The following is a 13,308-nucleotide window of genomic DNA, read 5'->3' on the forward strand; positions in this document are numbered from 1 at the left end:
TGATGGCAGATTTGTCAGCCTAAGTTATCAGGAGCTTCGGATCAGCCTTTTACGCTCCCAGGGCACTGATCCTACCACCGTGTATTTGCCATTGGCGTCGCTCTCGCCGTCAATGGATGAGAGCCGAAAAACCATGGTCTCCGTGGGTCCGACCCGGTACTCGATCTCGTCGAAAATGGACAAGGCGTCCTCGCACAGATTGGTTGCCGGCCCGGCGCCTTCGTTCAGCGGATAGACAGCATTGACCTGGATGATCCCGACCTGGATGGAATACGCATTCCGGCCAATCGATCCTCTCGTAATGCGGCCCGTCACCGGCCTGAACACAAGATAAGGCCCGTAGTCAGGTTCGTGGAACGGAGCGTTCGGGAAATCTACCGGGATGGTCGGATGGTTCGTAAGTGCCCATGCCCGGAAGCGCCTCTGCGCCTCTCCAAGTGCCTGCTGCAGTGACATCAGATCAGCCTCTCCGAGCGCATCTGCGCTTCCACCTCAAGAATCGATACACGGAAGACGCCTGCGGGGGCTCTGGCGCGCATCCCGGGGGCAGGTGGGAGGCCAAGCTCGGTCTTCTCCCAGAAATGCGGAGCGGTATTCGTCACCCAGAGAATATCGAACGGGTTGGCAAAACTGATCCGGTCAAAATTCTCTTCCGCCCACCGCCTGGCCTTGCCATAATTCGGCTCTGTCCCGACGAGCATCTGGTTCGTCCCTTCAACCTGTTCGAAGGGGGTCTCGACATAGGACATGTCGGGCGTTCCCCACGACCAGTTGAAATTGACCATTTGCTCACCGGTCCAGACAGGTGTCTTGTCCAGCATGAATTCGCTGAGAAGCTCGGCGTTTCTCTGGACTCTGACACGGACCTCATCCTTGATCTCCTCGAACAGGAGATCGTCGTCGTCTTCAAGGATATCGCCGGCGTCTATGTGAAGCTTCATTTCTTCCGCACATGCACGATCCAGACCGAACGGCCCGGGACCCCGAGGATATTCTGAACATTCCAGACTGTGCCATCCGACCCATCCGCGTTCAGATAGACAATTATGTCATCGTCTTCCGGAGTGACTGCCAGATCTGGCGCATAGATGATGAACTTGGCGTCTGTTTTCAGATCAACGGACCCGTTCAACTCAGTGGCCTTGAACCGGGTCTCGATGATCTGGGAAATGGGGTACTCGACAGGATCGGTCGGAGTGACCGTCCCTGCTTCCTCGTCATATTCGGGATCAACGTCCCGGACGAGCTTTCCGGACTCTGCCAGATCGTCAATAATCGTGAAGCCGAGTCCGACCAGGTTTGAGACGAGTTCGCGCATCAGGATCGCTTGATCTTGGCAAAGGTCGGCTTGTCCGACGTGACGATGGCATAATCCCGGATCAGTCTGGAGACCACGTCGGGAAGGGAATTGATCTGCGCGCCGGGCTCGAACTCAAGCTCGATCACGTCGACCTCGATGCGGCGAAGTCCCTGCGTGGCGTTCGGATCTCGCGCCGGTCCTTTTGCGAGAATGCGGGCATACTCGATGACCGCATGAACGAAGGAAGTCGGGATTTCATCGACCTCGACAGGCACGCCGTTGGCATGTTTCATGCCGGTCCGTGGTAATGGCAGTGCGCTGTCCGAGATGGTCTTGCAGCCATCGAGCGTCAGGCGCTGAAAGAGGTCCCTCGTGGCGAAAGCCAGGAGTTTCTCCTTCACTTCGTCTTCAAGTCCAGGCCAAGTCTGCTCGTGAATATCGAGTTCGAGATAATCATCCGCATCCTCGATCGAGGCGAGCGAATTGGAATCGGTGTAGCCTGTCCCGTCTTCAACTTTAAAAACGAATGCCATTCTCTGTTCTCTCGAAGGCCCGGACCCATTGCCTGGCGTAAACTGATCGCTCTACATCCTCAGAGCTGAATTCCACGACAGCTATCTCGACGCCGTGCCGATCCGCCATCTTGATCACGCGTGTGAGGGCGCTGTCGGGGATATCCGCCTGTCCTGGATCGCCATTGATGAGATACTGGCAATTCTCTCCGATACGGGTCAGCAGGAGCTTGAAGTCGGACAGGTTCAGGTTCTGCGCCTCGTCCACGATGACGACAGCATCCTTGAATGTCCGTCCCCTCATGAAAGCAAACGGGACAACCTCGATGGCTTTTTCTCCAACCAGCCGGTCGAGTGCGGACGCCCCGATTTCCTCGCGCATGGCCTCAAGAAGCGGCACCATCCAAGGACGCATCTTGGCGTCCTGAGACCCTGGAAGAAACCCAATCTCGTGACGCTGCGGCGCGATATTGGCACGAGCGATATAGACCTTTGCGATCTCGCCTTCGTTCAGCTTCCGTGCTGCGCGGCGAGCGGCGAGATAAGTCTTGCCAACGCCAGCGGGGCCGATCCCGAAGACCTGCGAGAACGAGTCCATCGCTTCAAGATATTTTCTCTGCGCCGCGTTTCTGGGGGACACGGGCTTGGGCGTTCGAGCAAACTGACGTGCTTCCTTGGCGGCTTTTCTGCGCTTCCGGCCTTCGGGCTTCGATAGCGGAGCATCTTCTGGCGTCTCCAGGAAGGCATTGGACGGCATCAGTTACCTCCGCCGCCTCCTTTCGAGATAATCTCTTCCTTGGCCTCTAGGCCGATACACAGAGAAGCCGTGGACGACATGCTTCCATCTTCCTCATTTGCCGAAGGGCTCTGGCCTGCCTGAGCAGGTCTACAAGCCCGGTGATGAACTCGTCTATATCCTTGACGTCGTCGAGAGAAAGAGACGCCTTCGCCATTTTGTCCCTGTGTTTGACAATGGCGGTATAGGCGGCATCCGCCTCAATTCTGCTGATGATGTGATCCACGAAACTCTACCTGTTCTACCCTAGTCGGAAACGCCCCGACCCTACCCTGACGCGAGGTTACGAGCGCGACATCCAGAAAGGGAAGGACTTTATTATTCCATTTGTAGGCGTGTATTACATCCCCTTGAAGATAAAGGACAAAACACCTGCAACAACCGCGCTGACAGCCGCAGTAAATGCTGCAAACAACCCGACATTGTTTCGATTTGGTTCATTCAGAGTTGAGGTGATGTTGACCAATTCATTACGAATACTGTGTACGGACTTTTCAAGTTCCCGCAAGGCTTTTATAGCCTGTTTACCTTCCTCCAGAGCCTGGTCCCGGGCGGCAGAGGCTGCCTGCACCTGACGGACGTGTTCGAAGGCTTCCTGCAGGGCGGAGTCGACGCCATTGACCGCATTCTGCACAACGCGGACGAAGACGGCAAATTCTTCCCGCGTGATGGGTTTCTGGTTGAGATCAGTTTCGTCGGTCATGTTTCGGCGCTCTCAAATCCCAACGCATGTCGGGCTTGATGAAGATTTCTGCGCCGATCTCCCCCGGAACCAGGTCTTCGATATACGGCGTCTCGGCGACGACGAAACCCCCGGTTGCGCCTATCTGGATTTCAAGGCCTTGTGCAGTCACTCCCTCGATCTCCAGCGGCCATTTGACCACGAAGACGGTCTTCCGCTCCGAAGTCACTGGATGGGTTATGTGCTCAATGGCGAAAACAGGCTCGCCTTCCTGGATCACCGAAAAGTCCGTATCCCTGAATCCGTCTGCATCTTCGACGGCCCACTGCATATAGTCGTGGCGGTAATCGCCTTGTTGGATTCCGTATCGCTCCTGATACGCCCGGTTCACCCTGAGCATGTACCCGCTGGACCGTTTGATCCAGGCCGGCATGGGGTGGTTCTCGAAGAATTGGAAAAGATGCGCGGATGCCTGTCCTGTGGAGCCATAGGAGTCGGCAATCTGGTTCATCTCGGTCATGAGCGAGTCGAGATGAGGGTCGCGCCTGAGGCGTTTCGGCATTTGAGTTTTCAGGGCTGCAATGCTGTGAACCGTAGCATAAAACACTGCATTTGTCAATGATTGGAGAGAGTCGGCTGGGGTTTAAGTACGCTCCGAAATGGAGACGATTTCGAACACTGCCCAGACTTCGCCCGCATCCGGTCGATATAAGGTGCACTCGGCAGTTTCTGTGCGTCCGAGGATGTCTATCTCGCAGACAGAAGTCGAATCCAGATACCGGAAAATGTCCAATATGCACGCATCCAAATAGGTTCCGGCAGGGTGAGTGGCGGAAAAAGGAGATCTTGGGAACAGTGAAGCAAGCTGTCTCAGTCCTTCCGATACAGCGACGATCTCCCCTCTGTGATTCAGCGCGAACTCGTGGTTCGGATTATTTCTCACCCGCCTGGACAATGCGGCCCTTGAGGTGATTATCGGAAAACCCTGATCGGAAACGTCCTGCAGAATTCTTTGAATGTGTTGCGCCCTTGGCGAAGCATCCGCAGCGAGCCACCTCTGTATGGTCCGCTCACTGACATCGTATCTCCGCGCCATCTCCCCTTGTGTGTACTCACAATCTCTCTGCACTCTCCGGGCAAGTGCGCAATATAGTGTACCCTCACCCCCAGGAAGTGGTTGATACTGTTTTCCTGTAGAACCCCTACGCATCAAAGCGGCTCCTGAAATTCCATCGTGACCCGGTGAGGCTTCAGGAAAGATGGTGTAAAAGAACACAAAATTCCCCTGCTTCCCTCGACCGCAATCCCCACGGGGATCACTCGGCACACCATCTTCCCGCTAGGAACGCCTGATCGATCTGGATCAACCGGAAGCCCGTCGGCAAACGCCTGGAGGATGCCTCCACCAAAGATTTTCCTATCCCAGAGTTCCTCCACGAAAGGTTCGAGTTCCGGGATCTGGTTCAGTTTGATCATGCTCTTCCCGAGCAAATCCCTTGCCGGAACTCCGTGGTAGCGCGCAGAAGACGCCGATATGGCTCGTATCCTGAAGTCCGTCCCGAGATAACTGATATGTTTTACGGTCGCATTGACAGAACTGATAACGGAACGCTCATTTTCATCTTCGAGAACGGGCATGATTTTCGACAACACGCGCGATCTTTGTCTGGCAGGTATTCCCTGCTTCTCCCATTTGGAGAGATTCGCCTGAGTGCAACCAAGATCTGTAGCGGCCTGTTCTTGCGTAAGGCCTCCGCTATTCCTGTATAACGTGAGCATCGCTCCCGTTTGCATGTCGCCCTCCGGAAAAGAGATTCATTTATGGACACATTAAATCGTCAACAGGTGGCCGTGGCAAGAAAAAACTTGTCAAACTGAAAGCAAAAACCCCGCCACTATGGACGGGGTTTCCTACAACCAGTTTCTCGGGAGGTTATTCCTCGGAATCCTTTTCGGGCTTCAAAACAGGTTCGTCCGGGACCTTGGCCCGAAAACCGGAAAGAGGTGGTTTGGACACCTTGGAAGGCTTTTTCGCCGGCCTTGGCGTGCTGACGGGGACAGGTTTCGAGCGGGTCCAACCTTTTTGGAGAACAAGCTCCGGAACCAGGCTCTCGCGGACTTCAAACATTTCGCCGTCAGGAGCATAGACTTTTTGCAGGTGGGCCATAAGGATTATTCCTCTTCGGTCTCGTCTTCTTCACCTTCTCCGCCGGCATCCTCGGATGCGGCGGCAGGAAGGGCGGCCTCAGCCTCCTCGATCTTCGCCTTGAGCGAGTTCTCCGTCGCGCGGTTGGTGAAGCTGATGCCCAGTTCGGTCGCGCGCTCCTTCAGCACCTGAAGAGGGGCCTTCTCCTTCTTGGGCTGGGACTCGTGACCGAGATACGGCGCGTCGTCGTCCTCTTTCGGAATCGGCGCCGGATCGTTCGGGCGTGTCTTCTTGCCTGGCGCCCACGTATATCCGCAATGACGGGTCAGGTCGACGGCGTTCGCTCGAAGGTGCTCCTCCGCCTTGCCGTCCTTGTTGTAGATGGTGATGAAGTTCTGGGCCATGATGTCGAGTCTCAAAGCAGTTTCAGGAAAAGAAAGGGGAGAGAACGTCCCTCCCCTATCTCAGAGTGGTGGGCGGTGGGGTGCCGCCCCTGCGGTGATTACTTGTTCACCGGTGCGAGCCACGCGACATACTTGAAGCTCGGCGCAGTGCCGGTGACATCAAGGGCGAGGTGGATCGAGACAGCGTCCGGGTCAAGCCGGTTCATGTCCTGGGCGTCCAGAAGGCGGACATAGGTGCCGACGGCGTTCGCTTCAAACGTGTCGAAGACCACGTCGTCGTCGGACTGGATATTGAAGGAGTATTCCTCCGGCGTATCCGGGCTTTCCGAGACAATGGTCGCTTCGGTCACGACAACCACGACAGCGTAGGTCTGGGCACCGAGCTGGCCCTGGTCCGCGCCGCGAATGTTGTTCAGACGGTCGAGAGTCACGGCATCGGAGTCCGTGTCAGCAGTCAGAGCCGTAACGGAGTCGTCAATGGTACGGAAGGCGGTGGCCTCATCATACATGTAACGGACGGTGGAGTGCATTTTGAGAGTATCCTCTTTGAGCAGTCAGTTGGGGTGGCGGAGGGCGGGATCAATTCCCGCCCCAGCCTTCAGCCTTAGCTGACGACGTCCGCATTCTTGATGCCCCACACACGGGCCGCGCAGCGGCCATGTTGGGCGGCAAAGGAGACCAGCCATTCGAGACGGGTACGGTACACCGGCTTCGCATCGATCTCGCCGAGGTCTTCGACTTCGAGGATGCCGTTCTGCAGGCCGGTGATCATGTTCGGACCGAACGAGACGATGTAGATCGACGTGCCGCCGGTGCCACCGCCAGGACAGGCTTCATTGAAGCCGATGACCGGGTTGTTCTCATTGTCGCGGTCCGTGACGAGGATCGGCAGATCGTTGTAATAGGCGATCCGAGTACCGAACTCGTCCTTGTCCCACACAATGTCGCCGCCGATATTCTTGCGGGCAGCCACGTTGAGCTTGTTCCGCATTTTCTTCGACATGACCAGGTGGGTCGGATTGTCGACGGCATCGATGGCGTCATCGAGAAGCTCGATGGACAGCGGGTCGCCGCCCGAGGTCTGCGAGCCGTTCGAAGCGGTCGTGCCGATCAGCTGATCGCCGACAATGCGTTTGCGCAGGCCGTCGAACTCCAGCGGGTTCGCTTCGGAATCGCCGTTGATGATCTTGCCCGTGATGGACAGAGCAATCGACTTGACCTTCAGCGCCTCGTGAGTGCTGCGCACGGTCTCGCCGCGCGTCTTGATCATGGCCTTGTCGACATCCATGTCGCCACCGACAATGCGGAGCATCTCGGTCGCGTTGTTGATGATGCCGGTGCTTTCGTCGTAGCCTTGGTTATAGCCACGGAACGCCACGCCCGGCAGTTCGCCTTCGGTGGAGTAGGAGAAGGAGTCGCCCGGAATATCCTCGAACGGCATCACACGCAGTAGGTCGCTCGAAGATGCGAACATCTCGATCACGGCCTGGCGCTTGACATCACCGTCGACGAGCTTGGCGGCTTCGACCAGAGTCAGCATTTGAAGTCCTCTTTGGAGTTTGTGCTTTCACGGTTTCAGGGACGGGTTTGTTGGAGACGCCCCCGGCGTCGTGAGAAGCACCCGCACCGTCCGGTCACGGGTGGCTCCAGAAGTCAGTCGGACCGGCGCGATGCGCCGATGCCTGGTCAGGACAAACAAAAAGGGAGATCAGGTCTGTGTTAGAGACCCGACCTCCCCCGGAGATCGCCTGTCCTTGTGTGTTCGAGCGCCTAGCGTCGCGCGGTCGTGTTCTTGTTCGCCGCCGCCAGCTTCTGCATCGGAGTCATCTTGCGATATTCATCTTCCGAGAGACCCAGATGCTTCTTGGTCGGATCGGGCGAATTTCCGCCGCCGGCTGAGGGTTTGGCGAGGAGTCGGTTGTTGGAGACGTGCTCCGTGACCCACTCCTTCATCGACATCGGCGTCGCGCCGTCTGAGCCGTAAATCGTGGCTTCGCCCTTCTTCGGGATCATCTCGCCGTCTTCGTCGAAGCGGAAAACGCGAGTCGCGTCCGCTACGATGTAGGAGAGAGCCTCGGGATTGGCGCCCGTCTCTGGGTCCAGGACGGCGTCATAGACAGCGCGCTCAAGGACCGAATTCTGAAAGCGCTTCTCGGCTTCCGCCGCCCGTGCGTCCGCATCTTTCGCGCGTTGCGCCATGGCCCGGTTCTGGCCTTCGAGGTCTTCCCGCATCTTCTTGACGCGGTCTTCGACGCGTTTCTCGATGTCGGTCGACTCAGTGAGTTCGCCGTCCGCCACGCGCTGGGCGATCTGCTTGAGCTGCTCGAACTCGGTCTCGAAGGTCTCGGGATCGAATTCGTCGCCGAGTGCCTTGATATAGGCATCCAGCTTGCTCTTCAGGTCGTCGCGTTCACGCGACGTGTCGATATTCGTCTGACGGAACTCGTCGAGACGAGTCTTTGGGACGACATTGAGCGAGAATCCGCCGGATTCTCCTTCGGTCAGTTGGTCGCGCAGTTCCTGCGGCCAGTCTTCCCGGTTCGGGAGTGTGATTACGGGCATAGTCTCTCCGAGATTTCGCCTTGATGTTTGTCGGGAGGGTGAATCAGGTGTCAGGTGCGGTTCGCCGAACTGCGTGCTCTGATTTACGGGGATTTATACAATAAAAGAGCCTAAAAGTCAAGCCAATTAACCATTATTGGCAGAAATTCTCCAGGATACCGAAGTCCTTCCGTGACTCCTCTCCATAGCCTATTTACAATCCTTGCTGTGAGCCTATACGTCCAGAATGCTGAAGACGCGCATCATCCCCTGCCTGGACGTCAAGGACGGGCGCACCGTGAAGGGTGTGAACTTTGTCGACCTGCGCGATGCCGGCGATCCGGTGGAGCTGGCGCGCGCCTATTCCGAGGCCGGCGCAGACGAGCTTTGCTTCCTCGACATCACCGCGAGCCATGAAGAGCGCGGCACCATGCTGGAAGTCGTCACCCGCACAGCCGAGCAGTGCTTCATGCCGCTCACCGTGGGCGGGGGCGTGCGCTCGGCTGCGGACATGGTCCAGCTGTTGCGCGCGGGGGCCGACAAGGTGGCGATCAATTCCGTCGCCGTGGCCAACCCCGACGTGATCGCCGAATGCGCCGCGCGCGTCGGACGCCAATGCGTGGTGGTAGCCATAGATGCCCGGCTCGAAGGGGAGCGTTATGTGGTCTATACTCATGGTGGGCGCACGTCTTCCGGCGTGGACGCTGTGGAGCATGCCATTCGTGCTGAGGAACTGGGCGCGGGGGAAATCCTGCTCACCAGCATGGACAAGGACGGCACCAAATCCGGCTTCGACATCCCGATGCTCAAGGCCGTCACCGAGGCCGTAAACATTCCCGTCATCGCCTCGGGCGGGGCCGGATCGGCGGCAGATTTCGGGCCGGCTGTCATCGAGGGCGGGGCGAATGCCGTGCTCGCCGCCTCGATCTTCCATTTCGGTGAAGTGAGCCTTGCCGAGGCCCGTACCGCGCTGGCCGAGGCCGGCGCACCGGTACGCCCGTTTGAAGGAGATGCAGCATGAGCGAGGAAAAAAGGCTCGGCTCGCCAGCGGAGTTTTTCGCCGCACTCGACCATCTCGCCCAGACAGTGGATGCGCGCGCCGGCGGGGGCGGGGGCCCGGAGGCTTCCTACACGGCAAAACTGCTGGCGAAAGGCACCGGCAAGTGCGCCAAGAAATTCGGCGAGGAAGCGGTCGAACTGGCCCTCGCCCTGGTCAGCGAGAGCGATGAGGCCGTCGCCAGCGAGGCCGGCGATGTACTCTATCACCTGATGGTGGCCCTGCGCGCACGCGGGATAAGCCTGGACGAGGTGGGCGCAGCGCTGGCTGCCCGCCAGGCCATGTCAGGGCTTGAGGAAAAGGCCCTGCGTTAGGAACTTTTTGCCTGCTCAAGGGCTTGTTCGGGGTCGATATCGCCATCATAAAGCGCCCGCCCAAGGATGCAGCCGGCCACGGGACGCTCGACCTCTGCCGCACGCAGGGCGGTGATGTCGCTCACGCTCGCCACGCCGCCGCTGGCGATCACCGGAATGGAGACGGCTGAGGCGAGTTCGGCGGTAAAATCGACATTTACCCCGGTTTTCAGCCCGTCGCGGCCAATATCGGTGGCGATGATCGCGGCGACGCCACAGCCCTCGAAGGCCTTTGCCAGGTCCACCGCCAGCATGTCGGAGGTCTCCGCCCAGCCCTCCACGGCAACCCGGCCATTCTTGGCGTCGATGCCGACGACAATCCGCCCGGGCAGGTCGCGCGCCGCGCTGCGGACCAGGTCCGGATCACGCAGGGCCGCCGTGCCGAGGATGACGCGCGAGAGCCCCGCCTCCAGCCAGGCCTCGATCTGGGCACGGGTGCGGATGCCTCCGCCAAGTTGCACCGGCACATTTGTCGCCGCCAGGATCGCGCGCACCGCATCGCCATTGGCGCTCTCCCCCGCGAAGGCGCCGTTGAGGTCGACCACATGCAGGTGGTCGAAGCCCATGGCGACGAACTGGCGGGCCTGGTTAGCCGGATCGGCGTTGAAGGTCGTCGCCTGGTCCATCTCGCCCCGGATCAGCCGGACGCACTGGCCATCCTTCAGGTCGATGGCGGGATAGAGGGTGAAGGGCATTTTCAGGGTTTCCAGGCGAGGAAATTGGAGAGCAGTTTCAGGCCGACCGCCTGGCTCTTTTCCGGATGGAACTGGGTGCCGAAGACGTTCTCGCGCGCCACGGCGGCCACGATGGGTCGACCATACTCGGTCAGCGCGGCGATCTGGCTCTCGTCTTCCGGCGAGAGCGCATAGGAATGCACGAAATAGGCGTGCGGCTCTTCGCTGAGATCGCGTAGCACCGGGTGGTCCATGCGAATATCGAGGCTGTTCCAGCCCATATGCGGCACGGGCAAACCGGCGCCCGGCTCAATCGGCTGGACCATGCCATGGACCCAGCCAAGACCCGAGGTCTCGCCATCCTCCAGGCTGAAATCGGCGAGCAGCTGCATGCCGACACAGATGCCGAGGAAAGGCCTACCGCGCTCATGCACGGCTTCTTCCATGGCTTCGATCACGCCGGTGCGCGCTTCCAGCTCGCCCTTGCACTGGGCGAAATGGCCGACGCCGGGCAGGACAATCCGGTCGGCTTTGGCGATGAATTCCGGATCGGCGGTCAGCTGGATATCGGCGCGCTTTCCTACCAGGCGCGCGGCTTCCACCAGCGCACGTTTGGCCGAGTGCACATTCCCGGAGTCATAATCGATAAGCGCGACTTTCTGCATCGCGGCGGACTTACGCGCTGCTGTCCGGCGGCGCAATGGCGCAGACCGGTGTTTTACGAATCCGAACTGTCGTCCTGGGTCGTGGCTTTCTCAGCCGCATTGCGAATTCGGTCGTACAGGGCGGCGCCTGCCGCGTAGAGCGCGGTCGCCAGGGCGGTGAAGTTGACGACATCGCCTTGGATTCCCGTCGTTTCCTCGACAGGGACGCCAAATGCGTTCGCCAGGAGTGTAAGGAAAGTCGCAATGGCTGCGATCACAGCCTGCGTGCGTGCAGTGACTGAAAGGGCTGGAAGTTTGGTCATGATCGGCGTTTCCTCGTTGGTCTCGATCCGGATTGCTTGCGCGCTTTTCGTCTTCCTGGGAGCCGGCGCTTGTGTGCTTCCAGGTCATCATCGTCCAACAGACCATAGATCGGCGCTTCGTCCGCCAGTGTGTCCAGCAGTCTGTCGAACTGATTACTCATCCTGGGGAGGTGGCTGGTCGCCGGGTGGAGATTGGGTCGCCTGTTCCTTGGCGAGTTTTTCCGCGCTGGCGCGTGCGGCTTCGTCCTCTTTCGCCTTCTGGCGAGCATTCGCATCCGCGAAGCCTTCCTTGCGGGCTTCAAAGTCCGGCTGATTGATGAAGCTGTTCGGATTGTCGAGGAGCGATTTGAACTCTTCGAGGGTCATCTCTTCCGGGACCACGTCCGATTTCACGAGATAGTCATAGACAACCTCGATCGGCAGAATTCCGTCCATGTACATGGAGTGAATCGCCCGGAACTCGCGTGCGCCGGAGTGGTTGAGGAGGAAGTCCTTGCTCAGCGCGATCCTGATATCGGTCCGGGGCCTGGCGGCGCCTTCGTGCCACTGGACCCACAGGCGCAGGAGGCGGGTCACCGAGCGATCCACGACGCGGACCACATTCAGGAGGAGAGAGGCCTCGTTGGCCTCCTTCATGCGCAGTTCGTTGTCTGAGAGGGAAGCCTGGGCCTGAGCCTGGGAAATCAGGCGACCGCCAAGCGCGGCAATCTGGTTCTCCTTCTCGACAAGCGACTGTTCGAGGGATTTAAGACCGGTTCCGTGGAACTCCAGGATACCGGGTTTCTCATCTTCCGGTCCGATCTGCCACACGACATTCGGGCCGATGACATATTCCTTGTTCTGGCCTGCGGTCGGAGCGTAATAGATCGGAAGTGCGGTGTGATAGCGCCCATGCTGCAGTTGGGCATAGTCGCGGTAATGCGCCAGGTTCAGCGTGACAATATCGCGGATCGGAGGTTTCTCGATCTCGGCTGTGCCCGAGAAAGGCCCGAAAAACTCGAACGGAATGCGGTCGAAGGTCCGCCCCCGGTTGATGGGGGTTCGAACCTCGTCCGGGGCGCCTTCCAGGGAGGCATCTGCGCCTTGCTTGAAATACAGGTGCTGGCGGTAGACATGGGTGTGGGTCCCATCGTTCTGGGCTTCGAGAACCAGGACGCGGTACGAGGTCAGGATGGCGTGCTGGAAGAAGGAATACTCCCCGCTCCGTTCCTGCCGGCCTTCCCGCAGGACGACCCGTGTCAGGGTCCAGCGCCCCTCGATCTTCTCATAATCCCAATCGACGATATTCTCGGTCCGGTAGATCGAGACATAGGGAACATCGGTTGGCTTGTTGCCCCGGTCGACCAGGGCGCCAACGCGGCCTGTCTCCATGATCTCATCGACGATCAGCTTCGCAGCGAAGGCGGGATCGTTTCCGTCGTCGGTGAACTTGTGTTCAAGATCGTCCTTGAACTTGTCTGGAATGCCGACAATGTCGGGGGCTCTGCGGAAAATTGCGCCGACGAGGCCGTTCTTGGTCCGCGCGCTCATGTTTACGAAGACGGCGCGGGACAGGAACTCCTTGTAATCTTCGGCATCGGCTGCCGACATCTTGGGAAGATAGGTCTGGGCGCGCTCCTTGATGGCGTCTTCCCCGAGCACGGCGTCGCGTTGTTCCTGCCATGTGGCTTTCCAGGCCATATATTGCGGATGCGCGTAGAGCGGCGAAGCCAACATGTCGTCGGTCCGGCGATATTTTCGGCTGGCTGGCATTCCTTTCGTGCTCGTTGTGGAGATGGTATTCCCGACGGGATTTGAACCCGTATCGCCAGATTGAAAGTCTGGTATCCTAACCAGTTAGAAGACGGGAACATGGCCTGCGCGGCAGGATTTGAAC

The 13,308-nt window shown here is 58.9% G+C and carries 20 protein-coding genes and 1 tRNA gene; 2 read left to right on the top strand and 19 right to left on the bottom strand.

Going from position 1 to position 13,308, the window contains the following annotated elements; genetic code table 11:
* Positions 1 to 27: 27 nt before the first annotated feature.
* From E4680_RS11855 to E4680_RS11920, 14 genes are all read right to left on the bottom strand, one after another.
* Positions 28 to 456: a phage tail terminator-like protein gene (locus E4680_RS11855; protein WP_135282633.1), complete on the bottom strand. Its 429-nt coding sequence runs from the start codon at positions 454 to 456 to the stop codon at positions 28 to 30.
* Positions 456 to 941 carry a hypothetical protein gene (locus E4680_RS11860; RefSeq protein ID WP_135282634.1) on the bottom strand — a complete coding sequence of 162 codons (486 nt, stop codon included), beginning with the start codon at positions 939 to 941 and terminating at the stop codon, positions 456 to 458. Before E4680_RS11860 ends, E4680_RS11855 begins: the two co-directional genes overlap by 1 nt.
* Positions 938 to 1,318 carry a hypothetical protein gene (locus E4680_RS11865; RefSeq protein ID WP_135282635.1) on the bottom strand — a complete coding sequence of 127 codons (381 nt, stop codon included), beginning with the start codon at positions 1,316 to 1,318 and terminating at the stop codon, positions 938 to 940. The genes E4680_RS11860 and E4680_RS11865 overlap by 4 nt, the downstream gene beginning before the upstream one ends.
* Positions 1,318 to 1,833 carry a DnaT-like ssDNA-binding protein gene (locus E4680_RS11870; protein WP_135282636.1) on the bottom strand — a complete coding sequence of 172 codons (516 nt, stop codon included), beginning with the start codon at positions 1,831 to 1,833 and terminating at the stop codon, positions 1,318 to 1,320. The genes E4680_RS11865 and E4680_RS11870 overlap by 1 nt, the downstream gene beginning before the upstream one ends.
* Complete coding sequence (locus E4680_RS11875; RefSeq protein ID WP_135282637.1) at positions 1,817 to 2,569, bottom strand: PhoH family protein; 753 nt, start codon at positions 2,567 to 2,569, stop codon at positions 1,817 to 1,819. The genes E4680_RS11870 and E4680_RS11875 overlap by 17 nt, the downstream gene beginning before the upstream one ends.
* Positions 2,570 to 2,615: 46 nt before the next feature.
* The gene (locus E4680_RS11880; protein WP_135282638.1) at positions 2,616 to 2,834 is read right to left on the bottom strand and encodes a hypothetical protein; all 219 of its coding nucleotides are present in this window, start codon (positions 2,832 to 2,834) and stop codon (positions 2,616 to 2,618) included.
* A gap of 114 nt (positions 2,835 to 2,948) precedes the next feature.
* A complete protein-coding gene (locus E4680_RS11885; protein WP_135282639.1) occupies positions 2,949 to 3,311 on the bottom strand; it encodes a hypothetical protein in 363 nt (120 codons plus the stop codon).
* On the bottom strand, positions 3,295 to 3,810 hold the full coding sequence (locus tag E4680_RS11890) for a hypothetical protein (RefSeq protein WP_205688921.1): 516 nt from the start codon (positions 3,808 to 3,810) through the stop codon (positions 3,295 to 3,297). Before E4680_RS11890 ends, E4680_RS11885 begins: the two co-directional genes overlap by 17 nt.
* Positions 3,811 to 4,499: 689 nt before the next feature.
* Positions 4,500 to 5,084, bottom strand: a complete 585-nt coding sequence (locus E4680_RS11895; protein ID WP_135282641.1) for a helix-turn-helix domain-containing protein — start codon at positions 5,082 to 5,084, stop codon at positions 4,500 to 4,502.
* 139 nt (positions 5,085 to 5,223) lie between these two features.
* Positions 5,224 to 5,457: a hypothetical protein gene (locus E4680_RS11900; RefSeq protein ID WP_135282642.1), complete on the bottom strand. Its 234-nt coding sequence runs from the start codon at positions 5,455 to 5,457 to the stop codon at positions 5,224 to 5,226.
* Positions 5,458 to 5,462: 5 nt separating this feature from the next.
* Positions 5,463 to 5,840 (bottom strand): hypothetical protein, encoded by a 378-nt coding sequence (locus tag E4680_RS11905; RefSeq protein WP_135282643.1) that lies wholly within the window; start codon positions 5,838 to 5,840, stop codon positions 5,463 to 5,465.
* A 98-nt stretch (positions 5,841 to 5,938) separates the two neighbouring features.
* Positions 5,939 to 6,370, bottom strand: a complete 432-nt coding sequence (locus tag E4680_RS11910) for a hypothetical protein (protein WP_135282644.1) — start codon at positions 6,368 to 6,370, stop codon at positions 5,939 to 5,941.
* Between the two features lie 74 nt (positions 6,371 to 6,444).
* The gene (locus E4680_RS11915) at positions 6,445 to 7,380 is read right to left on the bottom strand and encodes a major capsid protein (RefSeq protein WP_135282645.1); all 936 of its coding nucleotides are present in this window, start codon (positions 7,378 to 7,380) and stop codon (positions 6,445 to 6,447) included.
* 230 nt (positions 7,381 to 7,610) lie between these two features.
* Positions 7,611 to 8,402 carry a hypothetical protein gene (locus E4680_RS11920; protein ID WP_135282646.1) on the bottom strand — a complete coding sequence of 264 codons (792 nt, stop codon included), beginning with the start codon at positions 8,400 to 8,402 and terminating at the stop codon, positions 7,611 to 7,613.
* Between the two features lie 226 nt (positions 8,403 to 8,628).
* Here E4680_RS11920 and hisF point away from each other — a divergent pair, with 226 nt between their 5' ends.
* Together hisF and E4680_RS11930 are read left to right on the top strand one after the other, a co-directional pair.
* Positions 8,629 to 9,402 (top strand): imidazole glycerol phosphate synthase subunit HisF, encoded by a 774-nt coding sequence (gene hisF / locus E4680_RS11925; RefSeq protein WP_135282647.1) that lies wholly within the window; start codon positions 8,629 to 8,631, stop codon positions 9,400 to 9,402.
* On the top strand, positions 9,399 to 9,752 hold the full coding sequence (locus E4680_RS11930; RefSeq protein WP_135282648.1) for a phosphoribosyl-ATP diphosphatase: 354 nt from the start codon (positions 9,399 to 9,401) through the stop codon (positions 9,750 to 9,752). Before hisF ends, E4680_RS11930 begins: the two co-directional genes overlap by 4 nt.
* Here the strand turns inward: E4680_RS11930 and hisA are convergent.
* From hisA to E4680_RS11955, 5 genes are all read right to left on the bottom strand, one after another.
* A complete protein-coding gene (hisA, locus tag E4680_RS11935; RefSeq protein WP_135282649.1) occupies positions 9,749 to 10,486 on the bottom strand; it encodes a 1-(5-phosphoribosyl)-5-[(5-phosphoribosylamino)methylideneamino]imidazole-4-carboxamide isomerase in 738 nt (245 codons plus the stop codon). The genes E4680_RS11930 and hisA overlap by 4 nt on opposite strands.
* A 2-nt stretch (positions 10,487 to 10,488) precedes the next feature.
* Positions 10,489 to 11,130 carry an imidazole glycerol phosphate synthase subunit HisH gene (gene hisH / locus E4680_RS11940; RefSeq protein ID WP_135282650.1) on the bottom strand — a complete coding sequence of 214 codons (642 nt, stop codon included), beginning with the start codon at positions 11,128 to 11,130 and terminating at the stop codon, positions 10,489 to 10,491.
* A 53-nt stretch (positions 11,131 to 11,183) separates the two neighbouring features.
* Positions 11,184 to 11,432 carry a hypothetical protein gene (locus E4680_RS11945; RefSeq protein WP_135282651.1) on the bottom strand — a complete coding sequence of 83 codons (249 nt, stop codon included), beginning with the start codon at positions 11,430 to 11,432 and terminating at the stop codon, positions 11,184 to 11,186.
* A gap of 153 nt (positions 11,433 to 11,585) precedes the next feature.
* Positions 11,586 to 13,184, bottom strand: coding sequence for a DUF4055 domain-containing protein (locus E4680_RS11950; protein ID WP_135282652.1), 1,599 nt, complete (start codon positions 13,182 to 13,184; stop codon positions 11,586 to 11,588).
* A gap of 23 nt (positions 13,185 to 13,207) precedes the next feature.
* A tRNA-Glu gene (locus E4680_RS11955) sits at positions 13,208 to 13,283 on the bottom strand.
* Positions 13,284 to 13,308 lie beyond the last annotated feature (25 nt).

The sequence above is a fragment of the Candidatus Macondimonas diazotrophica genome, assembly GCF_004684205.1.
GTDB classification, from domain to species: Bacteria; Pseudomonadota; Gammaproteobacteria; order UBA5335; family UBA5335; genus Macondimonas; species Macondimonas diazotrophica.